The sequence below is a fragment of the Blastococcus sp. SYSU D00813 genome (assembly GCF_054050735.1).
This window is the reverse complement of record NZ_JBJGZX010000004.1, coordinates 38,529-63,478: the sequence shown is the minus strand read 5'-3', so window position 1 is coordinate 63,478 and position 24,950 is coordinate 38,529. Positions and strand designations below refer to the sequence as shown.

Genomic DNA, 24,950 nt, shown 5'->3' with positions numbered 1-24,950 from the left:
CGCGCGCCGGCTCGCGGCGCCGTCCGCCGGAGCCCGGGACCGGGGCTCAGGAACAGCCGCAGGCGGCCAGCGCGGAGGCGGCCGCGTCGAGCGCGTCCTCGGCCGCCTCCGGGGCCCCGGAGACCCCGTCGGCCATCAGCGCGTAGGCCAGCAGCCGGCCGTCGGCGGTGACCACGGTCCCCGCCAGCGCGTGCACGCCCAGCAGCGTGCCGGTCTTGCCCCGGACCGAGCCCGGTGCGGTGGCGGGGTCGGTGTCGCCGCGGTCGACGAGGGTGCCGTCCCAGCCGGCCACCGCCAGCCCGGAGACGACCGCCGAGGTGCCCGGGACCGAGCCGTCGGCGGCGGCGGTGAGCACGCGGGTGAGCAGGGTCGCGGGCACCCGGTCGGAGGCCGACAGGCCGCTGCCGTCGGCGAGGGTCACGCCGGTGAGGTCGAAGCCCGCCTCCTCGAGGGCCGCGGGGACCGCCTCGGCGACGCCGTCGAAGGTCGCGGGCAGGTCGCGGGCCAGCGCCACGTGCCGGCCCAGCGCCTCGGCGAGGACGTTGTCCGACAGCGCCAGCATCTGCTCCACCAGCCGGGCGACCGGCGCCGACTCGACGGTGCCGAGCACCGTGGCGTTCGCGGGGGCCTCGCCGAGCCGCACGGCGGCTCCGGGGGCGCCCAGCGCCGCGGCCAGCGCCCGGCCGGCGTCCGTGCCCGGGGCGCCGCTGCGCGCGGTGGCGCCGGCGGTGAGGCGGGCGCCGTCGACGGCGGTGGCGGTGACCGGCGCCGCGTAGCTCGACGGCGCGTCGCCCGGGCCCCACCCCGGCGCGGTGAGCGGACCGGTGAACAGGCCGTTGTCCACGACGACGCTGGTGACCGGCGCCCCGGCCAGCGCCGCCTGGACCTGGCCGGCCAGGTCGGCCACCGTCGCCGCGCCCGGGTAGGTCAGCGAGGGCGAGGTGGTCGACAGGGTCGGGTCGCCGCCCCCGATGAGCACGACCTCGCCCGGCGCGGCGCCGGCGACCACGGTGGTGGTCAGCGTGTCGTCGGGGTCGAGGGTGGTCAGGGCCGCCACGGCGGTCAGCAGCTTGGCGGTGGAGGCGGGGACGGCCGGGCGGTCGCCGTCCCGGTCCAGGAGCACCTCCCCGGTGGCGACGTCGACGACGTGCGCCGCCGGCGCGGTGCCGAGGGCCGGCGAGGTCACCAGCGGGGTGAGCACGGCCTCGAGGGCGGCCGGGTCGGGCGCCGGGGCGTCGGCGGACAGCTCCGCCAGCACGGGCGACGGCTCGCCGACCTCGGGCAGCTGCGCGCCGGCGACCGTCGTCCCGCCGGCGGCGTCGGCGGCGCCGTCGTCCCCGCCCAGCGCCCGGACCACCAGGACGGCCACCACGGCCAGGACGGCGACCACGGCGAGACCCGCCAGGACCAGCCGGCGACGGAAGCGCGAGTACTTCGGCGTGACGGTCGTCGACCCGCTCGACGCGATGGTGCCCACCCCCTGGGACGACCTCCGGCGCGGGTGCCGGGAGCCGTGGGCCACACTACGAGACGTGCAGTTCGACGTGACGGTAGAGATCCCCAAGGGCCAGCGGAACAAGTACGAGCTGGACCACGCCACCGGCCGCATCCGCTTGGACCGGATGCTGTTCACCTCCACCCGCTATCCGGCGGACTACGGCTACATCGAGAACACCCTCGGCCAGGACGGCGACCCGCTCGACGCGCTGGTCCTGCTGGAGGAGCCGACCTTCCCCGGGTGCCTCATCACCTGCCGGGCGATCGGCATGTTCCGGATGACCGACGAGGCGGGTGGGGACGACAAGGTCCTCACCGTCCCGGCGACCGACCCGCGGATGTCGCACCTCAAGGACATCACCGACGTGTCGGAGTTCGACCGGCTGGAGATCCAGCACTTCTTCGAGACCTACAAGGACCTGGAGCCGGGCAAGTCGGTCGAGGGCGCCGAGTGGGTCGGGCGCGCCGAGGCCGAGGCCGAGATCGAGGCCTCGCTGCAGCGGGCCCGTGAGGCCGAGCCGCACCACTGACTCCCCCTGGCCCTCTCTCCGAGCGGCCGCCGAGCGCACGACGGACAGCCGACGGCGGTGCACCCCTGGCGGGTGCACCGCCGTCGCTGTCGGTGGCCCCGGCCGGCGGCGCCCCGGCTCAGCAGTTGGCCTGGCCCCACTCGTCGACCGCGGTGCCCGCGTCCACCAGCTCCGCCTGCAGGTCCAGGAACTCGTCGGCCAGGTCCGTGCCGGAGGAGGGGTCGCCGGGGTCGACCTGCTCGACGAGGGCGAGGAGGTCCTGCCAGGCGGTGACCAGGCGCCCCCACTCGTCGGCGACGTCGTCCGGCGGCTGCACCTCCTGCATGCGGGCGACGGCGTCCTCCAGCGCCGCGATCGCGGTCGCCGGGTCGGTCTGCACGTCCTCGAAGTCGTCGGTGATGTCGGCGAGCAGGTCGGGCACCTCGGTGCAGAAGACCTCCTGGCGCTCCTCGTCCGAGAGCGCGGGCGGCGTCCCCTCACCGACCGGCGAGGCGGTGCCGGTGACCTCCGACGTGCAGCCGCCGACCAGGGCCGCAGCCGTCGCCAGGAGGGTCAGGGTGCCCGCGCGTCGTCCCACTCCCCGACCGTAACCGCGCCACCGGGACCCCGCCGGGCGCTCCGGTGGCAGGTCAGGACACCTCGACGGGACCGCTGGTCATGCGGTCCAGCACCATGCCGTCGGGGTCGATCAGGACGTACGTGACCGTGAAGGTCCCCGCCTCCAGGGGGACCTCGCTGGTGATCACGGCCTGGTCCCGGTCCGCCTCGGGCTGCACCACGGTCACCGGGAACGGATCGCTCTGCACTCCCGTGGTCGCCTCGGTGATGACGGCCTCGATGGTCACGTCCTGGCCCCGGTAGCCCTCCAGCTGGAAGTTGACCGAGAAGGAACAGCACGGGTTGGCGGTGCTCAGCTCGACGGCCGAGATGTCGCCACCCAGCGGGGGCGGGTCCTCGGGGTTCAGCGGCCCGCCCTCACGGGTGAGGAAGAAGACGGCCAGCGGCCCGATGACCGCGGAGGCCACGATGCCGGCGAGCCACTTGCCCCGGGTCTCGCCCGACCCGCCGTCCGGGGAGCCCCCCGGGCCGGCCGGCACCGGGACCCAGGCCTGGTGTCCCGGCGGCGGGCCGTACGCCCCGTGTCCCCACGGGGGTGCGACGGGGGCCGGCGGTCCCCAGACCTGCGGCCCCGGCGCCGGGGCCACGCCGTACCGGGCGGGGCCGCCCGGCACCGGAGGGTGTCCGTCGGACCCGGCGGGCCAGGCCTGCGGGCTACCGGGGGGACTGGTCATGGGGACTCCTCGTCCGGCGGTGGTCGGGGGCGCGCTGACGCGACGTGCGTGGGCCGCAGGCGCGCCGGGGGCTCACCGGGGGCGCCGCCTCGGGGGTCGGAGGACGACGGAGGCGCACGCTAGCGGGCCCACCGCCACTGCCCCTGGTGGCGCGTGGGAGGCGTCGCTGCGCCTGTGGCCGGCGGCGCGGGAGTGGCTCGCCGGGCGGGAGGGACGGCCACGACGCGGCGACGCCGCGCCGGCCCACGACCCCTCGGCCGTGCGCCGACGCGGCGTCGGCGGCCTCCCCGCGGGAGGCCCGTGCTCAGGCGGTCCGGGCCTGCTGGCGCAGGTCGTAGAGCTTCCGCCACTCGTGCTTGCTGCGGATGGTGGTGTCGACGTCGGGGCTCAGCGCGCGCAGGGCGCCGACCGTGGCGTCCTCCTTGGCTATGTGCTTGAACGGGTCGAGGCCGAAGAACCGGGTGGTGTTCTCCCACAGGATCTTGTGCATCTCGTCGTCCGGGACGCCGGAGCCCTTCATCTCCGCGTTGACGAACTCCGGGGCGTTGGGCCAGATCGAGTCCGAGTGCGGGTAGTCGCACTCCCAGGCGATGATGTCGACGCCGATGTCGTGGCGGACCTTGAGCGCGGTCGGGTCGGTGACGTAGCAGGCCAGCGAGTGCTCGCGGAAGATCTCGCTGGGCAGCTTGCCGCCGAAGTCGTGACCCAGCCAGCGCTGGTTGGTGTAGTGCCGGTCGCAGCGGTCCAGGTAGAACGGGATCCAGCCGATGCCGGCCTCCGACCAGGCGATCTTCAGGTCGGGGTACTTCCGCATGGCCCCGCCCCACAGCAGGTCCTGCGCGGCGAAGGTCGACACCTGGGTGGCCAGGATGATCATGTTGTCGATCGGCGCGTCGGGGGCCATGCGGATGGCGCCGAAGCCCTGGCCGATGTGCAGGCACATGACGACCTCGAGCTCGGAGACCGTCTGGAAGAACGGGCCCCAGTACTCCAGGTCGTGGTAGCTGGGCAGGCCCTGGATGTGCGGGAGCTCGGGCATCGTGACGGCCTTGACGCCCTTGGCCGCGACCCGCTTCACCTCGTTGACCAGCTCGACCGGGTCCCAGACGGGGAGGATCGCGCAGGGGATCATCCGGCCGGGGTAGGCCGTGCACCACTCGTCGATGTGCCAGTCGTTGTAGGCCTTGAGGAAGATCAGGGCCAGGTCCTTGTCCTTGGCCTCCTGGAAGTACCGGGCGCTGAACCCGGCGAAGGAGGGGAAGCACATCGAGGCGAGGATCCCGTTGCGGTTCATGTCCTTGATCCGCTCGTGGATGTCATAGGCGCCCGGGCGCATCTCGGCGAACGTGGCGGGGTTGAGCCCCCACTCCTCGTTCGGCCAGCCGACGACGGCGTTGAGGCCGACGGTGCCCATCGAGTTGCCCTGGAACCACCACTTCTCGTAGCCGTTCTCGTCCGCGATGGACTTGGGCGCCTCGTCCTTCCACTTGTCCGGGGTGTGGTTCTTGAACATGTCGGGCGGCTCGACGACGTGGTCGTCGATGCTGATCATGATCATGTCCTCGACGTTCATGCCCGTTCCTCTCTCATCTGCTACATCGTTGGCGTGCTGGGGTGTGCCTGACGTCCGGTGCGGCCCGGCGAGGTCGTCACCAGGAGCTGACCTCCGGGACGACCTTCGAGCCGATGAGCTCGAGCGGGGCCTCGGTGCCGAGGTCGGGCACCCACCCGTAGACGGTCGTGAAGCCGAGCTCGTGCAGCCGGCGCAGGTCCTCGAGGACGCCGTCGACGCCCTTCGGGCCCTCGACGTCGAAGGTCCACAGCGCCGTCTTCTCGATCTCGTCGGGGTCGCGGCCGACCTCCTCGCACCGCTCCCGCAGCCGGGTGATCTTCTGACCGGCGTCCTCGCCGCCCCAGACGTTCATGGCGTCGGCGTACTTGGCGACCAGCTTCAGGGTGCGCAGCTCGCCGCCGCCGCCGATGAGCAGCCGCGGGCGGGGCTGCTGGACCGCCGCCGGCACGTTGAGCGTCTGGCCGAGCTGGTAGTGCTCGGTGACGATCGGGTCGTCGCTGCCGCTCCACATCTGCAGGCAGATGCGGACGGTCTCCTCGAGCCGGTGGTAGCGGCCGTCGTGGTGGTCGTAGGGCAGGCCGAGGCCGGTGGCCTCCTGCTCGTTCCAGCCGGTGCCGATGCCCAGCCAGGCGCGCCCGCCGGAGAGGACGTCGAGGGTGGTGACCATCTTCGCGAGCAGGCCGGGGGCCCGGTAGGTCGCGGCGGTCACCAGGGTCTGCAGCTCGATGCGCGAGGTCTGACCGGCCAGGAAGGCCAGGGTCGTGTAGGCCTCCAGCATCGGCTCGTCCTCCTCGCCGATGAGGCTGATCTGCCACAGGTGGTCGGTGGTGCTCAGCCGGGCGAAGCCGGCGTCCTCCGCCGCCCGGGCGATGCGGGCGAGCGCCGGTCCCATCTGCGCGGGCTCGCCGAGGTGCGAGTAGTCGTTCAGGTGGAGACCGAGTCTCATGCAGCGCTCCTCGGCACCCGACGGAGCTCGCGGATGCTTCGACGTGTTGACATCGGTCACATCTTCACCCGCGGATGCGGCCTTGGCAATCGTACGGCTTGCGATACGCGAGTGTGAGCCAGGTCATCCCCGCGCGGCAAGGATGGCCCGTGGTCCGACGGGGTGTCCACCAGCGGCTGGACCAGCACCGGAGCCACACCCGGCCCGGAGACGACGCGACCCCGCCCGGAGGGGACGGGGTCGTCGGAGGAGGAGAGCCGCCTGTCGGAATCGAACCGACGACCTTCTCATTACGAGTGAGATGCTCTACCGACTGAGCTAAGGCGGCGGACGTGCGCGACCAGCCTACGACACCGCCCCGGCGGGACCGTGCACCGGTCAGTCGCGCTCGACGGGGAGTCGCAGCGCGACGGTGAGCGCCTCCACGGCGAACTGCGGCTTCACGTTCTGCTCCAGCGCGGTGCGGCAGGCCAGGACGGCGTCGATCCGGCGCAACGCCCCCTCCGCGCCGATCCGGGCGGCGAGCTCCTCGGCGTCGGCCCGCCGGTCGGGGTGCGCCAGGGGCGGCGGCTCTCCCCCGTCCCCGCGGACCGCGGCGAGGACCAGCGCGTCCCGGTAGAGCGCCGCCAGGTCGACCAGCGCCCGGTCGAGCGAGTCGCGGCCCAGCCGGGTGGCACGCGACTTCTGCCGCTTCTCCAGCTCCTTGATCTGCCCGGCGCCGCGGCTGGCCGCGGCGACCCCGGGGCCGCGGGCGCCGACCCCGAGGCTGTTCTTGAGCGCCTCGGTCTCCGCGCCGTCGAGCGCTGCGGTCGCCTGGTCGGACTCCTCCTTCGCCGCGGCGACCAGGTCGTCGGCGGCGTTGAGGCAGGCCGCCAGGGAGACCAGCGACAGCGGCACGTCGAGCACCGCCTTGCGGGCCAGCCGCGCGCCCTCGTCCCGGGCCAGCCGGCGGGCGCGGCCGACGTGCCCGCCCGACGCCGCGGCGGCCCACGCGGCCATGGCCGGGTCCACGCCGTCCCGGGCGACCAGCACGTCGGCGATCGCCTCCACCCGCGGTGTCCGCAGGCCGACCACGCGGCAGCGGGACCGGATGGTCACCATGATGTCGTCCGGGTGCAGGCTGGGCGTGCAGAGCATGACGACGGTGCGCGGGGGCGGCTCCTCGAGCATCTTGAGGACGGCGTTGGCCGCGTGCTCGGTCATCCGGTCGGCGTCCTCGACCACGATGACCTGCCAGCGCCCCTGCGACGGTGCCCGCCCGGCGAGCCGGACCAGCTCGCGGGCCTCCTTGGCGCCGATCGACAGCCCGTCGGGGACGATCACCGAGACGTCGGCGTGCGTGCCGGCCAGCACCGTGCGGCAGGCGTGGCAGGTGCCGTCACCGCCGGCGGGGCACTGCAGCGCGGCGGCGAAGGCGCGGGCGGCCACCGACCGGCCCGACCCGGGCGGACCGGTGAACAGCCAGGCGTGGGTCATGGCCGCCGGGTCCTCGATCGCGCCGCGCAGGACCGCGATGACGTCGTCCTGCCCGACCAGGCCCGCCCAGACGCCCTCGGCCGTGGACGCGGTCACGGGGTCGCCGCCGGGACGAGCAGCGCGGCGACGCGGTCGCGGATCCGGGCGGCGATCTCCTCGGGCGAGCCGGTGGCGTCGAGCACGAGGTAGCGGTGCGGCTCGGCGGCGGCGAGCTCCAGGAAGGTCTGCCGCACCCGCTCGTGGAAGTCCAGGGACTCGGCCTCGATGCGGTCGGCGGCGGCGCGGCCGCGGGCGCGGGCCAGCCCGGTGGCCGGCGGCAGGTCGAGCAGCACCGTCAGGTCGGGGACCAGGGCCTGGGTCGCCCACCGGGAGATCCGGGCGACCTCCTCGAGCGGGATGGCCCGGCCGGCGCCCTGGTAGGCCAGCGAGCTGTCGACGAAGCGGTCGGTGACCACCACCTCCCCGGCCTCGAGCGCCGGCAGCAGCACCTCGGCGGTGTGCTGGGCGCGGTCGGCGGCGTACAGCAGCGCCTCCGCGCGGGGGCTGAGCGCCAGGTCGGCGCGGTCGAGGACCAGCTGCCGCACCACCGCGCCGGCCGGGGTGTCACCGGGCTCGAACGTCGCCCGCACGCGGTGGCCGGCGGCGGTGAGCTCCTCGGTGAGCAGCCGCACCTGGGTGGACTTGCCCGCCCCCTCCCCGCCCTCGAAGGCGAGGAAGGTGCCGGGGCGGCCGGTGCTGGGGATGACGCTCTCCCGGGGGTCGTGCGGGCGGGCCGCGGCCGGGCGGGCCGGTCGCGCGGGCGCCACGGTACCGGCCGGGGGTGACGCTCCCGGTGCGCTCGTAGGGTCGGCACCGTGGCAGTCCCCGATGCCGGCCGCCCCCCGGCCCCGGCGCCCTGGGACCCGGCGCACTACCTGCGCTTCGGTGACGAGCGGGCGCGCCCGTTCTCCGACCTGCTGGCCCGCGTGGGCGCGGCCGACCCGCGGGTCGTGGTCGACCTCGGGTGCGGCGAGGGGGCGCTCACCGCGTCGCTCGCGCGGCGCTGGCCCGGCGCGCGGGTCACCGGGGTGGACTCCTCCCCCGAGATGCTGGCGGCCGCCGCCCGGCACGCCGTCCCCGGCCGGGTGGGCTTCGAGCTCGGCGACGTGCGGGACTGGGCGCCCGCGGGGCCGGTCGACGTCCTGGTCACCAACGCCGTCCTGCACTGGGTCCCCGGGCACGGGCGGCTGCTGTCCCGCTGGGCCGGGCACCTGACCGCCGGCGGGGAGCTGGCGCTCCAGGTCCCCGGCAACTCCGGCGCCCCGACGCACCGGCTGCTGGCGGAGCTGTGCACCTCGCCGCGGTGGCGCGAGCGGCTGGCCGCCGCCGCTCCCCCGGCGGAGCCGGTGCTCGACCCGGCCGGCTACCTGGGCGTCCTGGAGGCCGCCGGCCTGCGCGCCGAGGCGTGGGAGACCACCTACCTGCACGTGCTCACCGGGGAGGACCCGGTGCTCGAGTGGGTGCGCAGCACCGTGCTGCGGCCGGTCCTGGCCCTCCTCGACGACGCCGAGGGCGCGGAGCTGACCGCCGCCTACGCCGCCGGGCTGCGCGCGGCCTACCCGCCGCGGCCGGACGGGACGACGGTGCTGCCGTTCCGCCGGGTGTTCGCCGTCGGACGGCGGGTCAGCTGAGCTCGAGCCGGTAGGCGTCGGTCCGGTACGGCAGCTGCAGGACGGCGCGACCGCGCGTGTCGGGGTGGCCGGCGAGCAGGTCGCGCAGGCCGCCGAGGAACGCCTCGCGCGCCGCGGTGTCCATCGTGGCGACGTAGCTGCGCGTGCCGATCCCCCCGACCACCTGCTCCGGGGTGACCTGCTGCCGCACCGACGACTCCGCGTGGGCCACCCGCGCCGGCAGCGCGCGGGCGAACGCGTCGACGACGCTCTGGTCGGCCTCGTGCCCGCGCGCCTCGGCGGCCAGTGCCTCCCCGAGCGCCCGTACCCACGGGACCCGCTCGTCGCGGGTGTTCCACACGAAGCCGACGACGCCCCCGGCGCGCAGCACCCGGCGCAGCTCGGGGGCGGCCTCCCCGGGCCGGAACCAGTGCGCGGCCTGGCCGGCGACGACCGCGTCGACGGAGGCGTCGGGCAGCGGGATCCGCTCGGCGTCCCCGACCGCGGCGTCGACCTGGGGCAGGCGGGACCGCAGCTGGGCGAGCATCTCCTCCGCGGGGTCGACGGCCACCACCTCGTGCCCGGCGGCCAGCAGGACCTCGGTGAGCAGGCCGGTGCCCGCGCCGAGGTCGAGCACGCGCCGCGGCCGGGCGCCGAGGAGGAAGGCGACCGCGTCCGCCGGGTAGCCCGGCCGGAGCGCGGCGTAGTCGGCCGCGACCGACCCGAACGACGTCCGGCGCGCCTGCCAGGCGGCCGGGTCGAGGGAGTCGGTCACGGCCGGCTCAGGCGAGCGGGACCGCGTCGGCCGGGCTCGCCTTCTTCTTGGCGGGCGCCTTCTTCGCGGTGGTGCCGGTGGCCTTCTTGGCGGCGGTCTTCTTCGCGGTCGTCTTCTTGGTCGCCTTTTTCTTCGTCGCGGCCGGGCGGGCGCGGCGGTCGGCGAGCAGCTCGGCGGCGCGCTCGAGGGTGATCGACTCGACGTCGTCGCCCTTGCGGAGGCTGGCGTTGGTCTCGCCGTCGGTCACGTAGGGGCCGAAGCGCCCCTCGCGCACCGTCACCGCGCCCTGGGTGACCGGGTCGGGGCCCAGCTCCTTGAGCGGCGCCGCGGCGGCCCGGCGGCCGCGCTGCTTGGGCTGGGCGAAGATCGCCAGCGCCTCCTCGAGGGTGACGCTGAACAGCCGGTCCTCGCTCTCCAGGGACCGGGAGTCGCTGCCCTTCTTCAGGTAGGGCCCGTAGCGCCCGTTGAGCGCCTGGATCTCCTCGCCGTCGGGGGCGGCGCCGACCGTGCGCGGCAGGGTGAGCAGCTGCAGCGCCTGCTCGAGGGTGACGGTCTCCGGGGACATCGACGAGAACAGGCTCGCCGTCCGCGGCTGCTCCTTGCTGCCCTCGGGGACGACCGTGGTCACGTACGGGCCGTACCGGCCGGCCTTGACGACGACGGGGTGCCCGGACTCCGGGTCGGTGCCGAGCTCGCGGTCGCCGGAGGGCGCCGCCAGCAGCTCGGCGACCTTCTCGCTGGTGAGCTCGTCCGGCGCGAGGTCCTCCGGGATGCTGACGCGGGCGCCGTCCTCACCGGCCTGCAGGTAGGGGCCGTAGCGGCCCACCCGGACGACGACCGGCTCGCCGTTCGGCCCCGTCGCCCGCAGCGGGATGGAGTTGACCCCGCGGGCGTCGATCTCCTCCAGCCGCTGGCCGATCACCTGCTTGAGCCCGCCGGCCTGCGCGATGGCGCCGGCGTGGCCGCCCTCGCCGCCGAAGTAGAACTCCGTCAGCCAGGTGACCCGCTGCAGGTTGCCGCCGGCGATCTCGTCGAGCTCCTCCTCCAGCGAGGCGGTGAAGTCGTAGTCGACGAGCTGGGCGAAGTGCTGCTCGAGCAGGTTCACCACGGCGAAGGCGACGAAGGACGGCACCAGGGCGGCGCCCTTCTTCCAGACGTACCCGCGGTCCTGGATGGTCTGCATGATCGACGCGTAGGTCGACGGGCGGCCGATGCCCAGCTCCTCCAGCCGCGCCACCAGGCTCGGCTCGGTGTACCGGGACGGCGGGGTCGTCGTGTGGCCCTTGGGCTCCAGCGCGCGGGTGTCGAGCCGCTGGCCGCGCTCGACGCGCGGGAGCCGACGCTCGGCGTCGTCGCTGCCGTGGTCGTCGTCGCCGGCGCCGCTGCCCTCGTCGCGGGACTCGACGTAGGCGCGCAGGAAGCCGGGGAAGGTGATCGTCCGGCCGCTGGCGGTGAACTCGACGGCCTCGTCGGTGGCGCTGCGGCCGGCCAGCCGGATGCTCACGGTCTGGCCCACGGCGTCGGCCATCTGCGAGGCGACGGTGCGCTGCCAGATCAGCTCGTAGAGGCGGAACTCGTCACGGGCGAGCTGGCCCGCCAGCTGGCCCGGGGTGCGGAAGCTGTCACCGGCGGGGCGGATGGCCTCGTGCGCCTCCTGGGCGCCCTTGGCCTTCTTCGCGTAGCGCCGGGCCTCGGCCGGGACGTACGCGTCGCCGTAGAGCTCGCGGGCCTGGGTGCGCGCGGCGTTGATCGCCTCGTTCGACAGGTTCGTCGAGTCGGTGCGCATGTAGGTGATGTGGCCGTTCTCGTACAGCCGCTGCGCCACCCGCATGACCTGCGCCGAGGACCAGCCGAGCTTGCGGCCGGCCTCCATCTGCAGGGTCGAGGTGGTGAACGGTGCGTACGGCCGCCGCCGGTAGGGCTTCTCGTCGACCCGGCTGACGGTGACCTGGCGGCCCTCGAGCCGGGCGGCCAGGCCGCGGGCGCCGGCCTCGTCGAGGTGCACGACCTCGCCGGTCACCCGGCCGGTCGCGGGGTCGAAGTCGCGGCCGGTGGCCACCCGGCTGTCGTCGACGCTGACCAGCTTGGCGCGCAGGGTGGTCGGCTCGCCGTCGTCGGCGCCGGCGGCCTTGCCGGGGACGGCGAAGGTGCCCTCCAGCGACCAGTAGTCGGCGGCGTGGAAGCCCATCCGCTCCCGCTCGCGCTCGACGACGATGCGGGTGGCGACCGACTGCACGCGGCCGGCCGACAGCTTGGGCAGCACCTTCTTCCACAGCACGGGGCTGACCTCGTAGCCGTAGAGCCGGTCGAGGATGCGGCGGGTCTCCTGCGCGTCGACCAGCGCGGTGTCGAGCTCGCGCGGGTTGGCGACGGCGCGGGCGATCGCCTCCGGGGTGATCTCGTGGAAGACCATCCGACGCACCGGGACGCGGGGCTTGAGGGTGTCGACCAGGTGCCAGGCGATCGCCTCGCCCTCGCGGTCCTCATCGGTGGCGAGGTAGACCTCGCTGGCGTCCTTGACCAGCTGCTTGAGCCGGCTGACCTGCTGCTTGCGGTCCGGGCTGACGACGTACAGCGGCTCGAAGGCGTTGTCGACGTCCACCCCGAGGCGCGCCCACGACGCGCCCTTGTGCTCGGCCGGGACGTCGGCGGCGTTGCGCGGCAGGTCGCGGATGTGGCCGACGCTGGCCTCCACGACGTAGCCGCCGCCCAGGTAGCCGGCGATCTTGTTCGCTTTGGTCGGCGACTCCACGATGACCAGAGGCCGTCCGCCGCCCGCGGCGGTCCGGCGACGGGCAGGCGTACGGGTCCCGCCGGCCGTCTCGGTCGCGGTCTCGCTGCCGGTCTTCGCGGTCTTCGTGGGGGGCACGGTGCTCCTGTCGGTGCTGCTTCGGCTGTGGGCGCCGGCGTGGGGCGCCGGGGGACGCCGTCGTGCGCGTCCGCCCTCGGCGACCGCCACGGTAGGCCACGACCCCGGTGCGGCACCGGGTGGCGACCGTGCGTGGGCGTGCCGACACCCGCTCCAATGGACGAGGCCGGTGCGGTGTTCCCGGTCTCACCCGTCGTGGGTGCCGGCCACCACCTCGCCGATCGCGGCGAGGGTCGGGCGGTCGGTGTCGTAGTAGTCGCCGTGGGTCATGTCCGCCTCGGTGGGCAGGCTCACCGCGTCCAGCCCCGTGTCCGGGTCCCACGTCTGGCCGCCGTGGACCTCGAGCCAGGTGACCGGGTCCAGCCCACCCGACGCCTCGTAGACCTCGTCCACCTCGAACCCGGCGCGGTCGTTGTGCACGCCGGGGCTGCCGGAGAGGACGACCGCGTCCGCAGCCAGGTCACCCGGGGCGTCGGCGGCGTGGTCGGTCAGGACCGTGCCGTAGCTGTGCGCGACGACGGTGACACGCGGACGGTCGCCCGCCCGCGCCGCCGCGATCCCGTCCAGGGACCGGTCCAAACCGGCGGCGCCGGCGACCGCCGCGCCCGGGAGGGCCCCGACGAACAGGTCCACCGGGGGCCGGTAGCCGAAGTAGGCCACGGTGGCCACGGCCAGTCCCGGCGCCGCGGCCACGGCGGCGGCACCGACGGCGGCCGCGTCGTGCGCCACGTCGTCCAGCTCCCCGACCGGGTCGTTGCCGACCCCGGGGACGACGACCGCGACGGACCCGGCGGTGTCGAGGTCCCCGAGGGCCAGCTGGACCAGCTCCTGCTCCGGCGAGAACTGGAGGAGCTGCACCGTCCGCCCGGCCGCCTCCTGCGCCCGGATCTCGTTCGAGACCGCCAGCGCGACGGCGGAGCCCGGTTCCCCCGGCACCACCCGGTCCAGCACCAGCCGGTTCGCCTGGTCCCGCGCCCAGGCGGGGACACCGTCCAGCATGCCGACCAGCGCCGGCTCGGCCTCGATCCAGCCGCGCCGCTCCTCCTCCGAGAGCGCCGCCCACCAGCCGGCCACCTCGACCGGCACCACGGGCGGTGGCTGGACACCGGGCTCGTGGGCGAGACCCACCCGCGCCGTCAGCTGCAGGAAGTCCGGCGGGACGACGCCGCCGACCACCCCCACGCGGGCGAGGACCGCGAGCGCCTCCTGGGTCGCCAGCGCGGCCGCGTCCGCCGACCGCAGGGCCTCCTCGGCCAGGTCGGTGGCCCGGCCGGCGGCACGGGCCTGGTCGGCGACGGCCTCCAGCTGCCGGGCCTGGGCGACCGCGGGGTCGCCCCACGGGTCCAGCGGCACCTGCGGAAGCGGTCCCGGCCGCCCCCGGTCGTCCAGGTCGACGGGCACCGCCGCGGCCGCGGCCAGCGCCTCCGCGGCCAGTTCGGCGGCGGTCGAGACACCGGCGACGGCCCGGTCGGCGTCGGCGAGCGACCCGGTCAGCGCCTCGGTCACCTCGGTCACCACCGTGGAGACGCGCACGAGGCTCGCGGCCGCGGCCTGGCCCGCCGGCCCGGACCAGCACTCCGTCGTCCCCAGCGTGCGGCCGACGGACTCCATCCGCGCCCGCCAGGACACCAGCCGGTGCCCCACGTCGCCCAGGGTGGTCACCGCGTTGCCCAGCGCCCGGGCGTCCCAGCCGGCGACCGATGACAGCCCGGAGGTCACGGGACCCGGACCCCGGCTGCCGCGTACAGGTTCCGGTCGCTGAGCTCGGCCTCGAGCACCCGGTAGGAGCGCACGGCCTCCCGCAGGCTCCCGCCCACCGCGCCGGCGCCCCGGCCGAGCAGGGCGACCAGCTCCGACCACGCGACACCCAGCTGCCCGGCGGCCGCCGCCAGCTCCCCGTCGACCGCCGTGCCGAGGGTGTACGTCGCCGACCGGCACAGGTCGGCCTCGGCCGCCAGCTCGGCGCCGAGCAGGACGAGCTCGTCGGCCAACTGCTCGAGGGTGGAGAACTGGACGGCGATGCTGTCGGACACGAGGCGACCTCCCGGCGGTGGAGCCGGCCTCCCTCGGACCGGCGCCGCGGCACGTTAGGGAGGTGCACCCCCTGAGGGCCGCCGGCCGTCCACACCGGCCGGTCCCGTCCACAGGTCCCCCGCCCCGGGCCCGCGGCGGCCCCCACCGCCGCAGGCTCCGGGGCGTGGTCTCACGGAACGGTCGTGGTCAGCTCGCCGGTCGACTCGTCACCGGTCGAGGCCGGCCCCGCGCCACCCACGACCACCGAGCGGCGCTTGGAGACGACGACGGCGGCCACGATCACCGCCACCGCGGCCAGCGCGATGAGGGCACGGACCACGTCGTTCTGGTCCTCGCCCAGGGAGAGGCTGACCACGGCGGGAGCGATGAGCAGCGCCACCAGGTTCATCACCTTGATCAGCGGGTTGATGGCCGGGCCGGCGGTGTCCTTGAACGGGTCGCCGACGGTGTCGCCGATGACCGTGGCGGCATGCGCCTCGCTGCCCTTCCCGCCGTGCGCGCCGTCCTCCACCATCTTCTTGGCGTTGTCCCAGGCACCGCCCGAGTTCGCCAGGAACACCGCCATCAGGGTGCCGGCCGCGATGGCGCCCACCAGGTAGGCCGCCAGCGGGCCGATGCCCAGGCCGAAGCCGACGGCGACCGGGGCCAGGACCGCGAGCAGACCGGGGGTGGCCAGCTCGCGCAGCGAGTCCTTGGTGCAGATGTCGACGACGCGGCTGTAGTCGGGCCGCTCGCTGAAGTCCATGATCCCGGGGCGGGTCCGGAACTGCTCCCGCACCTCGAACACGACCCGTCCGGCGGCCCGGGAGACCGCGCTGATGGCCAGGCCGCTGAAGAGGAACACGACCGACGCCCCGACCAGGGCGCCCATGATGTTGTTCGGGTTCACCAGGCTGAAGGCGTTGCCCAGCGTGGCGCCGGCGTCCTCGAGGGCCACCCCGACCTGGGCGTTGTAGGAGCCGAACAGCGCCGTGGCGGCGAGGACGGCGGTGGCGATGGCGATGCCCTTGGTGATGGCCTTCGTGGTGTTGCCGACGGCGTCGAGGTCGGTGAGCACGCGGGCCCCCTCCTCGTCGATGTCGCCGGACATCTCGGCGATGCCCTGGGCGTTGTCGCTGACCGGGCCGAAGGTGTCCATCGCGACGATCACGCCGGCCGTGGTGAGCAGGCCGCAGCCGGCGAGCGCGACGGCGTAGAGCGCCGCGGCCCCGCCGATGAGGAAGGTGACGTACACGGCGCCGCCGATGAGCAGCGCGGCGTACACCGCGCTCTCCAGACCCAGCGAGATGCCCGACAGGATCACGGTGGCCGGGCCGGTGAGCGAGCTGCGGCCGACGTCCCTGACCGGCTTGCGCGAGGTCTCGGTGAAGTAGCCGGTGAGCTGCTGGATCGCGGCGGCCAGCACGATGCCGACCAGGACCGAGAGGAACCCGAGCACCTGCGGGCTGACCGGGGTGTCACCGAGGTCGGCCACGCTGGGCAGCACCGTGAACGACGCCGCCGCGACCAGGACGAGCGAGACGACGGCGGAGGTGAAGAAGCCGCGGTTGATGGGCGCCAGGCCGCTGGAGTCGTTGCGCCCGGGGTTGCTCGCGAAGACTCCGACGACCGAGGCGATGACACCGATCCCGGCCACCACCAGCGGGAAGACCATCCCGTCGGCGCCGAGGAAGACCTGGCCGAGGATCAGCGCGGCCACCAGCGTGACGGCGTAGGACTCGAAGAGGTCGGCGGCCATGCCCGCGCAGTCACCGACGTTGTCGCCCACGTTGTCGGCGATCGTGGCGGCGTTGCGGGGGTCGTCCTCGGGGATGCCGGCCTCGACCTTGCCGACGAGGTCGGCGCCGACGTCGGCCGCCTTGGTGAAGATGCCGCCGCCGACCCGCATGAACATCGCCAGCAGGGCGCCGCCGAAGCCGAAGCCCTCGAGCACCACCGGCGCCGTCTCGTCGAAGAAGAGCAGCGCCAGCGAGGCGCCGAACAGGCCCAGCCCGATGGTGATCATCCCGACGACACCGCCGGTGCGGTACGCGATGCGGAAGGCCGGCACGTACCCGCCTCCGCGCGCGGCGGCGGCCACGCGGACGTTGCCCCGCGTCGCCAGCGTCATCCCGATGAAGCCGACGGCCGCCGAGAACAGCGCGCCGACGAGGAAGAAGACCGCCCGTCCCGCCCGGGTGCCCCAGCCGCCCTCGGCGACGGGCAGCACGAGGAGCAGGACGAACACGATCACGGCGAAGACGCCGAGCGTGCGGAACTGTCTGCGCAGGTAGGCCGCCGCGCCTTCCTGCACCGCCCGCGCGATGTCACGCATGGTCGTCGTCCCCTGGTCGGCGGCCATGACGGCCCGGACCAGGTACGCGGCGAAGGCGAGGGCGGCCAGGGAGATGGCGAGGACGACGAGCACCAGCGCGACGTCCCCGCCGGACAGAGCGGTCTCCGGCATGTGGTTCCTCCCAGCGGTCAGCGACTGCCGGGACACACGCGCCCCGGACGGCGGAGGTCTCGTCCGCACGGCGGTCCTCGCCGGGTCGGACGCCGCGTGAGTGTAAGCGAGATCACACCCGGTAGCGGTAGTCCCCGGACGAGACCGTCTCGTGGAGCGGGGCGCCGGAACGTGGGGACGGCGGCCCACCGCGGGTTGCCGGCAGGTGTGACAGTGGAGGGGTGACGGCGCTCCACCCCGTCCGGTCGGCTCCCCCTCCCGGCCCGGACACCGGTCCCGAGGGGCGCGCCGCCACCGAGGTGCTGCCCGGTGCCGACCTGCTCGACGACCTCCTGGCGGGCACGCCGGAGGAGGAGCTCCCGGTCACCCACGTGCACCGGCTGCCCGTCCGCCAGGGCCGGACCCTCCCCTGGCCGGGGTGGGTCGACCCGGACCTGCGCCGCCGGCTGGAGGAGCAGGGTGTGCGCGCTCCCTACCGGCACCAGGTCGAGGCCGCGCAACTGGCCCACGACGGGACGTCGGTGGTGGTGGCCACCGGCACCGCGTCGGGCAAGTCGCTGGCCTACCAGCTGCCCGCGCTGAGCCGGCTGGCCGAGGACGACCGCGCGTGCGTCCTGTACCTGGCGCCGACCAAGGCGCTGGCGCGCGACCAGCTCGCGTCCGTGGCGGCGCTCGCCGGTCCCTCGGTGCGTCCGGCGGCCTACGACGGCGACACGCCCACCGAGGAGCGGGACTGGGTGCGCCGGCACTCGCGGTGGATCGTGACGAACCCGGACATGCTGCACCGGGGCGTGCTGCCCGCCCACCAGAAGTGGTCCTCGACGCTGCGCCGGGTGGCCTACGTGGTCGTGGACGAGTGCCACGCCTACCGCGGGGTCTTCGGTTCGCACGTCGGGCACGTGCTGCGCCGGTTGCGCCGGATCTGCCGGCGGTACGGCGCCGAGCCGGTGTTCGTCCTGGCCTCGGCGACGGTCGCGGACCCCGCCGGGGCGGCCGGCCGGCTCGTCGGCGCCCCGGTCGTGGCGGTGACCGAGGACGGCTCGCCCCGGCCCGGCGCCACGTTCGCGCTGTGGGAGCCGCCGCTGACCGAGCGGCTCGGCGAGCACGGCGCCCCGCTGCGCCGGTCGGCGGCGCACGACGCCGCGTCGCTGCTCGCCGACCTGGTCGAGCGGCAGGCGCGCACCCTGGCGTTCGTGCGGTCGCGGCGCAGTGCCGAGTCGGTGGCCGACCAGGCGCGGCGGGTCCTCGTCGAGCGCGGCCGCGCCGACCTGGCCGCCCGGGTGGACTCCTACCGCGGCGGCTACCTGCCCGAGGAGCGCCGGGAGCTGGAGCGCGCCCTCTCCGCCGGCGAACTGCTCGGGGTGGCCACGACCAACGCCCTCGAGCTGGGCATCGACATCGCCGGGCTGGACGCCGTGGTGCTGGCCGGCTACCCCGGGACGCTGGCCTCGCTGTGGCAGCAGGCCGGCCGGGCGGGCCGGGCGCAGCGGGAGTCGCTGGTGGTCTTCGTGGCCCGCGACGACCCGCTGGACCACTACCTGGCCCACCACCCGCGGGCGGTGTTCGGCCGGCCGGTGGAGGCCACGGTCACCGACCCCACCAACCCCTACGTCCTCGGCCCCCAGCTGTGCTGCGCGGCCGCCGAGCTGCCGCTGGTCCCCGCCGACCTGCCGGAGTTCGGCGGCGCGGCCGCCGAGGCGCGGCTCGACGAGCTGGTCGCCGACGGGCTGCTGCGCCGGCGACCGGCCGGCTGGTACTGGGCCGGGCGCGGACGGCCGGACGTCGACATCCGCGGGGACGGCTCCGCGCCCGTGTCGATCATCGAGGGCGCCACGGGCCGCCTGCTGGGCACGGTGGACGGCGGCGCCGCGCACTCCACGGTGCACACCGGCGCGCTGTACGTGCACCGGGGCGAGACCTTCGTGGTCGACGAGTTCGACCTCGAGGACGCCGTCGCCGTCGTCCACGCCGACGCCCCGGAGTGGACGACCGTGGCCCGCGACGTCACCGACCTCTCCGTCGTGGACGTCGACCGGTCGCGCCGGCTGCGCTCGGTCACCGCGCACACCGGCGTGGTGGACGTCGTGAACCAGGTGGTGGCCTACCAGCGGCGGCGGCAGGGCACCGGGGAGGTCCTGGCGGAGTTCCCGCTGGACCTGCCCGCCCGCCAGCTGCGCACCCGGGCCGTGTGGCTGACCCTCGACGAGACCGCCGTCGCCCGCGCCGAGGTGGACGACGCGACGCTGCCCGGCGCCCTGCACGCGGCCGAGCACGCGGCCATCGGGATCCTCCCGCTGCTGGCCACCTGCGACCGCTGGGACCTGGGCGGGCTCTCCACGGCGCTGCACCCGGACACCGGGACGGCGACGGTCTTCGTCTACGACGGGCACCCGGGTGGGGCGGGCTTCGCCGAGCGCGGGTACGCGGCGATCCGCCGGTGGTTGCAGGCCACCCGCGCGACCATCGCCAGCTGCGAGTGCGAGAGCGGCTGTCCCTCCTGCGTGCAGTCGCCCAAGTGCGGCAACGGCAACGACCCGCTCGACAAGGCCGGCGCCGTGCGCGTGCTCGACGTCGTGCTGGACGAACTGGCCGCGGCCGACGAGCGGCTCGACCTCGCCGGCACCCGGACGGGTCAGGACGACGCCGGGACCGGCGGCGGGGACCTCGACGGCGGGGACCTCCACGGCGGGGACCTCGACGGCGGGGACCTCGGCGGGGACTTCCACGGCGGGGACCCCGACGACCGGCACTTCGGCGACCGGGAGCCGGAGGGCGCCGCCGCGGCCGCGGACGTCCCCGAGGACGACCTCGTCTTCTGACCGCGCGACGTGGCCGGCGGGCCCGGACGCGACCGGCACCACCGGGCCCGCGCGGGCACGCGCCGAGGCGGACCGCGTGCCCAGCGGTCCCAGGCGCACGGGGACCTCGACCGTCACCGCCACCACGGCGCCCTCGACGGAGCAGCTGACGAGCGATGCGCCGTTCGCCTGCGCCACCTCGGCGGCCGCCGCACACGGGTCGGGCGCACCGCTGACCGCCCGGCCGGCGCCGGCCAGCGCGGCGAGGTCGGCCGCGGCGGTGGCGCGGTGGCGGGCCGTGACCGCCGCCCCGACGAGCACGGCCGCCAACCCGATCGCGGCCAGCACCCCGCTGAGCGCGACGACCCAGACCGTGGCCGAGCCGCGCTCGCCGCGCAGCGCCGCCGACCGGCGCCTCACGGGACACCGGCCGGCAGCACGCCCGGCTCCAGGTCGGCGACCGCGGTGGCGCTGACCTGCACGTGCAGCGGCACCGGGCCCAGCGCCGGGACGTCGGCGGTGACGGTCACGCGAACCCGGGTGCCCTCGACCTCCACGGTGGTCGTGGCGCCGGCCGGGGCGGCCCGCGCGGTGAGGGCCCGGACCGCGGCCGCGTCCTCGCCGCGGGCGGCGGCCCGGGCTCCCTCGCGGGCGGCGTCCACGCAGCGCAGGTGGGCTCCCACGACCGTGACGGCGGCGATCGCGCCGGCCAGGACGAGCAGCAGCACGGGCAGGACGACGGCCGTCTCCGCCGTGACCGTGCCGGCCTCCCCGCGCAGCGCCGGGCGCCGCGCCCTGCCGGCCCGCACGGTCAGCCCAACGTGGCCAGCGCCGAGGCCACCAGATCGGTGAGCGCCGTGACGATCGACCCGCCCGTCACCACCTTGTAGAGCACCGCGGCGAAGGCGCAGGCGGCGATCGTCCCGACGGCGTACTCCGCGGTGCTCATCCCCGCCTCCGGCTCCGCCACCAGCCGGGCCCAGCGGCGGGCGAGCCGGCCCTCCGCCGGCGACGGGCCGGCCGCCGCGCCCTCTGCCGCCCCGGCGGGGGGCTCGGGCTGTCGGAGCTGTGCGGTCATGGGGTCCTCCTCCGTCGCGGGCCCGCTGTCCGGACCCCGGTCCCCCGACCCTTGCGGCGGCTCCTGCCGGGATCCACCGAGCGGCCGGGTCTGTGGAGAGGCCGCGGTCCTGTGGACCGGCGCTGGTCGCGGTCACGGCAGGACGTCGGCGGCGATGCCGAGCACCACGGGCGCCACACCGAGGCAGACGAAGGCCGGCAGGAAGCAGGCGCCCAGCGGGGCGAGCACCCAGACCCCGGCGGTGCGCACCCGCGCCTCCGTCCCCGCCCGGAGCGCGGCACGGCGGTCGGCCGCCAGGCCCTGCAGCGCCGGGACCACGGTGGAGCCCGACTCCCCCGCCCGCACCAGGACCCGGCCCAGGGGGTCCAGCGGCGCGGGCACCCCGGTCCACGCCGCCCGCGCCGCCGAGCCCAGGCGGTAGCGGCCGGCGACCGTGGCGAGCTCGCCGCCGAGCGGGCCGGTCAGGGCGCCGGCGACGGCGGCGAGCGCGCCGCCTACGGGCAGCCCGGCGGACAGGCACACGGCCAGCAGGTCGCAGGCCACGGGGAGCTCGTCCTCCAGCGCCGCGCGGGGCGGCCGGGCGCCCTCGCCGGACGAGCGGCGCAGCACGCGCTCCAGGCCCGCGGCGACCGCGGCGCCGGCGACGACCCCGGGTGGACCGCCCAGGAGCAGCGCCGCCCCGACCCCCGCCGCTGCGGCCAGCAGCCACCGCCGCCGAGGATCCGCCGACGAGGCCGGGGACGACGGCACGGCCGGCGCCCGCGCGGCGGCGAGGGCCCGGGCCCGCGCGCGGGCGGGCCGCCCGGGCGGCGACCACAGCAGCAGTGCCGCGGCCACCAGCAGCAGGACGACCGGTCCGTGCCCTGCTCCGCTCACCGGGCGGCCCGGCGCACCAGGCGACCGGTCCACACCAGCCCGGCCGCCTCGAGAACCACGCCGAGGACCAGCAGGACCTGGCCCGTCGCGGTCGTGGTGAGCACCGCCCACGGGTCGGCGCCCACCCCGCTGCCCATGAGGAGCGCGAGCACGGGCAGCCCGGCCAGCAGCGCGGCGCTCGCCCGGGGCCCGGCCAGCGCCGAACGCAGCTCGAGGCGGTGCCGGTGGCGCGCCCGCAGGTCGTCCTCCACCGCACCGGCCACCGCCGCGAGCGAGCACCCGGTGCGGACGCTGAGTCGGACGGCCGCGGCCAGCCGGGCCGCGGACGCCTCCCACACGCCGTCGTCCGGACCCGGCGGGGGGACCGAGCCGGGGGCCCGGACCGCCCGGAGGAGCACGTCGGCGCCGACCGGGTCGCCGCACGCCGCGCCGGCCGCCGCGGCGGCCTCGTCGAGCGGACGGCCGCTGCGCAGCTCCGCGGCCAGCGCACCCAGCCCCTCGGTGAGCGCGGCGACGCGCTCCTCCTCCCGGCGCGTGCGGCGGCCGCGCTCCCGCGCGAGCACGGCGGCGGCCGCGCCTGCGGCCGCCAGCGCCGCGACGAGGACCGTGGACAGCGCCAGCCCGGCCGTCGCCGCGGCCGCGGCGACGGCCAGTGGCGCCGGCGCCCGCCCCCACCGCGCCGGCCCGCGGTCCGGGCGCCGCAGCCGCCCGCGGCCGGCCCGGACCGGCCACAGCAGCAGCGCGGCGGCCAGCAGCAGGGGCACCCCGGCACCGGCCGCGGCCCCGGTCACCGCCCGCCTCCGGCCAGCAGCTCGTCGAGCCGGCCGCGGCCGGGGCAAGGCCCGCCGTCGGCCCGCCACGCCGGTTCCACGACGACGAGGTCGCCGGCCCGCCGGACCACGCCGAGCTCCTCCACCCGGCGGACCCCGGCCGTGCGCCGCAGGTGCACCACCACCGCCAGGGCCGCGGCCGCCTGGCTGTGCACCGCCGCCCGGTCCAGGCCGGCCCCCGCACCCAGCGCCTCCAGGCGGGCGGGCACCTCGGCGGACCGGTTGGCGTGCAGCGTGCCGCAGCCGCCGTCGTGGCCGGTGTTCAGCGCGGCCAGCAGGTCGGACACCTCCGGCCCGCGGACCTCGCCGACGACCAGCCGGTCCGGTCGCATCCGCAGGGCCTGGCGGACGAGGTCGCGCAGCCCCACCGCGCCGACCCCCTCCACGTTCGGCGGGCGGGTCACCAGCCCGACCACGTGCGGGTGCGCGGGCGTCAGCTCCGGGGCGTCCTCGCAGACGACGATCCGCTCGGTGGGGTGCACCAGCCCCAGCAGCGCCGACAGCAGGGTGGTCTTGCCCGAGCCGGTGCCACCGGTGACCAGGAACGCCAGCCGGGCGGCGACCACGGCCCGCAGCAGGTCCGCCGACCCGCCCGGGAGCGTGCCGCGGGCGGCGAGCTCGGCCAGCCCGAGCGAGCAGCGGCGCAGCACCCGCAGCGACAGGCAGGTGCCCCGCGCCGACACCGGGGCGAGGACGGCGTGCAGGCGCGTGCCGTCGGGCAGCCCGGCGTCCACCCACGGCGCGGCGTCGTCCAGCCGCCGGCCGGCCGCGGCGGCGAGCCGGACCGCGAGCCGGCGCACCGCGTCGTCGTCGGCGAACCGGACGTCGGCACGCTCGAGCCCCGCGCCGCGGTCGACCCACACCTCGTCGGGGCCGTTGACCAGCACGTCGCTGACCCCGGGCGCGCGCAGCAGCTCCTCGAGCGGACCGGCCCCGGAGAGCTCGTCGACCGCGGCCCGCACCGCGGAGAGGACCGCCGCGTCCCCGGCCAGGCTCCCGGCCTCCTCCCGCACCAGCGCCGCGACCGCCGGGCGGCTGGGCGCCGCCGCCTCGGTGGCGAGCCGGGCGCGGACCCGCTCCACCAGCGGAGCGCCGGTCACGAGCCCGCCTCCGCCGGCACCGGCAGCGCCCCGAGCACCGCCCGGGCGGCCGCCCCCCAGGGCGTCCGCGGCCCCGTCGGTGGAGGCTCACCCCGCTCGCCGCGGGCCACGGCCCGGCGGTCGTGCGGCAACTCGGCGAGCAGCTCCAGGCGCAGGATGCCGGCCACCTCCGCGGGGTCGAGGCCCTCCGCGACCGAGCGCACGACGAGGCGCGCACCGGCCCACGGGGAGGCCCGACCGCCGGGGCGGTGGCCCAGCAGGGCCTGCGCGGCGGAGGTCGCGCGGACGCGGGCCGGCACCACGAGGACCGCCAGGTCGGCGTCGGCCAGCACCGCCTCGGCGAACGCCGGGACCGGTCCGCGCGGGAGGTCGACGACCACCGGCCAGCCGCCCGAGCGGCCGGCGTCGACCACGGCGGCCACCGCCTCCGGCGACGGCGGGGCGGCCGCGGACCGGGAGGCCGCCAGGACGCCGACCCCGCCCACCGCGGGCAGCGCAGCCATGACCGCCTCGCCGGAGACCCGGCCGCGCAGACCGTCGAGGTCGGGCCAGCGCAGGCCGTCGGAGCCCTCCGCGCCGACCAGCAGGTCGAGGCCGCCGCCCCACGCGTCCGCGTCGACGAGCAGCGCGCCGCGCCCGGACGCCGCGGCGGTCAGGGCCACGGCGGCGGCCAGCGTGCTGGCCCCGGCACCGCCGCAGGCGCCGCCGACGACGACCAGCGGGCCGCGCTCGACCGGCCGCCGTAGCGCCGCGCCGGCCCGCTGCAGCACCCACGCCTCGTCGGCCGGCAGCACCGCCACCCGCTCGGCGCCCAGTTCGACCGCGGCGGCCCAGCCGGCCGGCGGCAGCTCGGCCCGCGTGACCACCACGACGCCCGGCCGCCGCGGCAGGGCGCGCACCGCGCCGCTGGCCAGCAGGTCGCCGCCGAGCAGGACCAGCGGCGCCTCCCGGTGCGCGCGGCGCAGCGCCGGGCCGGCCGTGGCGACCTCCGGCTCGGCGCCGGCCGCGGCGAGCAGGCGGAGCGCGTCGTCGAGCAGGTCGTCGTCGGCGCTGACGAGTAGGGGGCGGGCGGGGGCCGGAGCGGACACCCGGCCAGCTCACGACGGCGCCACCCCGGGACGCGAGGGGTCCGTGGGACCTGTGGACGACCCGAACGGGTGTGGACGGCGGGATGACCCCGG

21 protein-coding genes, 1 tRNA gene and 1 pseudogene are annotated in these 24,950 nt (G+C 76.6%); 3 read left to right on the top strand and 20 right to left on the bottom strand.

From position 1 onward, the window contains the following. Positions 1–46: 46 nt before the first annotated feature. Entirely contained in the window at positions 47–1,477 is a 1,431-nt protein-coding gene (gene dacB, locus ACI8AX_RS04010) for a D-alanyl-D-alanine carboxypeptidase/D-alanyl-D-alanine endopeptidase (protein WP_456548504.1), read from the bottom strand. Positions 1,478–1,532: 55 nt separating this feature from the next. Between dacB and ACI8AX_RS04005 the strand changes: the two genes are divergently transcribed. Further along, complete coding sequence (locus ACI8AX_RS04005; protein ID WP_409331065.1) at positions 1,533–2,027, top strand: inorganic diphosphatase; 495 nt, start codon at positions 1,533–1,535, stop codon at positions 2,025–2,027. Between the two features lie 118 nt (positions 2,028–2,145). Here the strand turns inward: ACI8AX_RS04005 and ACI8AX_RS04000 are convergent, their stop codons facing one another. The 7 genes from ACI8AX_RS04000 to tmk all read right to left on the bottom strand — a co-directional run bounded on the left by ACI8AX_RS04000 (position 2,146) and on the right by tmk (position 8,120). Beyond that, positions 2,146–2,604, bottom strand: a complete 459-nt coding sequence (locus tag ACI8AX_RS04000) for a hypothetical protein (RefSeq protein WP_456548503.1) — start codon at positions 2,602–2,604, stop codon at positions 2,146–2,148. Positions 2,605–2,656: 52 nt separating this feature from the next. Next, a complete protein-coding gene (locus ACI8AX_RS03995; RefSeq protein WP_456548502.1) occupies positions 2,657–3,124 on the bottom strand; it encodes a hypothetical protein in 468 nt (155 codons plus the stop codon). Positions 3,125–3,623: 499 nt separating this feature from the next. After that, a complete protein-coding gene (locus ACI8AX_RS03990; RefSeq protein ID WP_456548501.1) occupies positions 3,624–4,892 on the bottom strand; it encodes an amidohydrolase family protein in 1,269 nt (422 codons plus the stop codon). Positions 4,893–4,968: 76 nt separating this feature from the next. Beyond that, positions 4,969–5,838, bottom strand: coding sequence for an LLM class F420-dependent oxidoreductase (locus ACI8AX_RS03985; RefSeq protein WP_456548500.1), 870 nt, complete (start codon positions 5,836–5,838; stop codon positions 4,969–4,971). A 255-nt stretch (positions 5,839–6,093) separates the two neighbouring features. After that, a tRNA-Thr gene (locus ACI8AX_RS03980) sits at positions 6,094–6,166 on the bottom strand. A gap of 50 nt (positions 6,167–6,216) precedes the next feature. After that, a complete protein-coding gene (locus ACI8AX_RS03975; RefSeq protein WP_456548499.1) occupies positions 6,217–7,410 on the bottom strand; it encodes a DNA polymerase III subunit delta' in 1,194 nt (397 codons plus the stop codon). Beyond that, positions 7,407–8,120 (bottom strand): dTMP kinase, encoded by a 714-nt coding sequence (tmk, locus tag ACI8AX_RS03970; RefSeq protein ID WP_456548498.1) that lies wholly within the window; start codon positions 8,118–8,120, stop codon positions 7,407–7,409. The genes ACI8AX_RS03975 and tmk overlap by 4 nt, the downstream gene beginning before the upstream one ends. Positions 8,121–8,168: 48 nt before the next feature. On the opposite strand from tmk, the gene ACI8AX_RS03965 reads away from it, so the two are divergent. After that, positions 8,169–8,984: a trans-aconitate 2-methyltransferase gene (locus ACI8AX_RS03965; RefSeq protein WP_456548497.1), complete on the top strand. Its 816-nt coding sequence runs from the start codon at positions 8,169–8,171 to the stop codon at positions 8,982–8,984. Here the strand turns inward: ACI8AX_RS03965 and ACI8AX_RS03960 are convergent. From ACI8AX_RS03960 to ACI8AX_RS03940, 5 genes are all read right to left on the bottom strand, one after another. Next, positions 8,977–9,738: a class I SAM-dependent methyltransferase gene (locus ACI8AX_RS03960; protein ID WP_456548496.1), complete on the bottom strand. Its 762-nt coding sequence runs from the start codon at positions 9,736–9,738 to the stop codon at positions 8,977–8,979. The genes ACI8AX_RS03965 and ACI8AX_RS03960 overlap by 8 nt on opposite strands. A 7-nt stretch (positions 9,739–9,745) precedes the next feature. After that, positions 9,746–12,607, bottom strand: a complete 2,862-nt coding sequence (gene topA / locus ACI8AX_RS03955; RefSeq protein ID WP_456548495.1) for a type I DNA topoisomerase — start codon at positions 12,605–12,607, stop codon at positions 9,746–9,748. 186 nt (positions 12,608–12,793) lie between these two features. Next, entirely contained in the window at positions 12,794–14,326 is a 1,533-nt protein-coding gene (locus ACI8AX_RS03950; protein WP_456548494.1) for an alpha/beta hydrolase, read from the bottom strand. Next, positions 14,323–14,640 (bottom strand): hypothetical protein, encoded by a 318-nt coding sequence (locus ACI8AX_RS03945; protein ID WP_456548493.1) that lies wholly within the window; start codon positions 14,638–14,640, stop codon positions 14,323–14,325. The genes ACI8AX_RS03950 and ACI8AX_RS03945 overlap by 4 nt, the downstream gene beginning before the upstream one ends. Before the next feature lie 170 nt (positions 14,641–14,810). Next, positions 14,811–17,087 carry a sodium-translocating pyrophosphatase gene (locus ACI8AX_RS03940; protein WP_456548492.1) on the bottom strand — a complete coding sequence of 759 codons (2,277 nt, stop codon included), beginning with the start codon at positions 17,085–17,087 and terminating at the stop codon, positions 14,811–14,813. 221 nt (positions 17,088–17,308) lie between these two features. On the opposite strand from ACI8AX_RS03940, the gene ACI8AX_RS03935 reads away from it, so the two are divergent. Next, the gene (locus ACI8AX_RS03935) at positions 17,309–19,906 is read left to right on the top strand and encodes a DEAD/DEAH box helicase (RefSeq protein WP_456548491.1); all 2,598 of its coding nucleotides are present in this window, start codon (positions 17,309–17,311) and stop codon (positions 19,904–19,906) included. Positions 19,907–19,960: 54 nt separating this feature from the next. Here ACI8AX_RS03935 and ACI8AX_RS03930 read toward each other — a convergent pair. The 7 genes and pseudogenes from ACI8AX_RS03930 to ssd all read right to left on the bottom strand — a co-directional run. Further along, positions 19,961–20,305, bottom strand: a pseudogene (locus tag ACI8AX_RS03930) (Rv3654c family TadE-like protein); the annotation flags it as partial. Beyond that, the gene (locus ACI8AX_RS03925) at positions 20,302–20,694 is read right to left on the bottom strand and encodes a TadE family type IV pilus minor pilin (RefSeq protein ID WP_456548490.1); all 393 of its coding nucleotides are present in this window, start codon (positions 20,692–20,694) and stop codon (positions 20,302–20,304) included. The pseudogene ACI8AX_RS03930 and the gene ACI8AX_RS03925, both read right to left, overlap by 4 nt. 2 nt (positions 20,695–20,696) lie before the next feature. After that, positions 20,697–20,963: a DUF4244 domain-containing protein gene (locus ACI8AX_RS03920; protein WP_456548489.1), complete on the bottom strand. Its 267-nt coding sequence runs from the start codon at positions 20,961–20,963 to the stop codon at positions 20,697–20,699. 132 nt (positions 20,964–21,095) lie between these two features. Beyond that, positions 21,096–21,839, bottom strand: coding sequence for a type II secretion system F family protein (locus ACI8AX_RS03915; RefSeq protein ID WP_456548488.1), 744 nt, complete (start codon positions 21,837–21,839; stop codon positions 21,096–21,098). Next, a complete protein-coding gene (locus ACI8AX_RS03910) occupies positions 21,836–22,630 on the bottom strand; it encodes a type II secretion system F family protein (RefSeq protein WP_456548487.1) in 795 nt (264 codons plus the stop codon). Before ACI8AX_RS03910 ends, ACI8AX_RS03915 begins: the two co-directional genes overlap by 4 nt. After that, a complete protein-coding gene (locus tag ACI8AX_RS03905; RefSeq protein ID WP_456548486.1) occupies positions 22,627–23,769 on the bottom strand; it encodes a TadA family conjugal transfer-associated ATPase in 1,143 nt (380 codons plus the stop codon). The genes ACI8AX_RS03910 and ACI8AX_RS03905 overlap by 4 nt, the downstream gene beginning before the upstream one ends. After that, positions 23,766–24,857, bottom strand: a complete 1,092-nt coding sequence (ssd, locus tag ACI8AX_RS03900) for a septum site-determining protein Ssd (RefSeq protein WP_456548485.1) — start codon at positions 24,855–24,857, stop codon at positions 23,766–23,768. Before ssd ends, ACI8AX_RS03905 begins: the two co-directional genes overlap by 4 nt. Positions 24,858–24,950 lie beyond the last annotated feature (93 nt).

Coding starts and splice junctions, on each gene's coding strand:
- ACI8AX_RS03990 (WP_456548501.1), bottom strand. CDS start 4,892: ATGAACGTCGAGGACATGATCATGATCAGCATCGACGACCACGTCGTC.
- ACI8AX_RS03985 (WP_456548500.1), bottom strand. CDS start 5,838: ATGAGACTCGGTCTCCACCTGAACGACTACTCGCACCTCGGCGAGCCC.
- ACI8AX_RS03940 (WP_456548492.1), bottom strand. CDS start 17,087: ATGCCGGAGACCGCTCTGTCCGGCGGGGACGTCGCGCTGGTGCTCGTC.
- ACI8AX_RS03920 (WP_456548489.1), bottom strand. CDS start 20,963: ATGACCGCACAGCTCCGACAGCCCGAGCCCCCCGCCGGGGCGGCAGAG.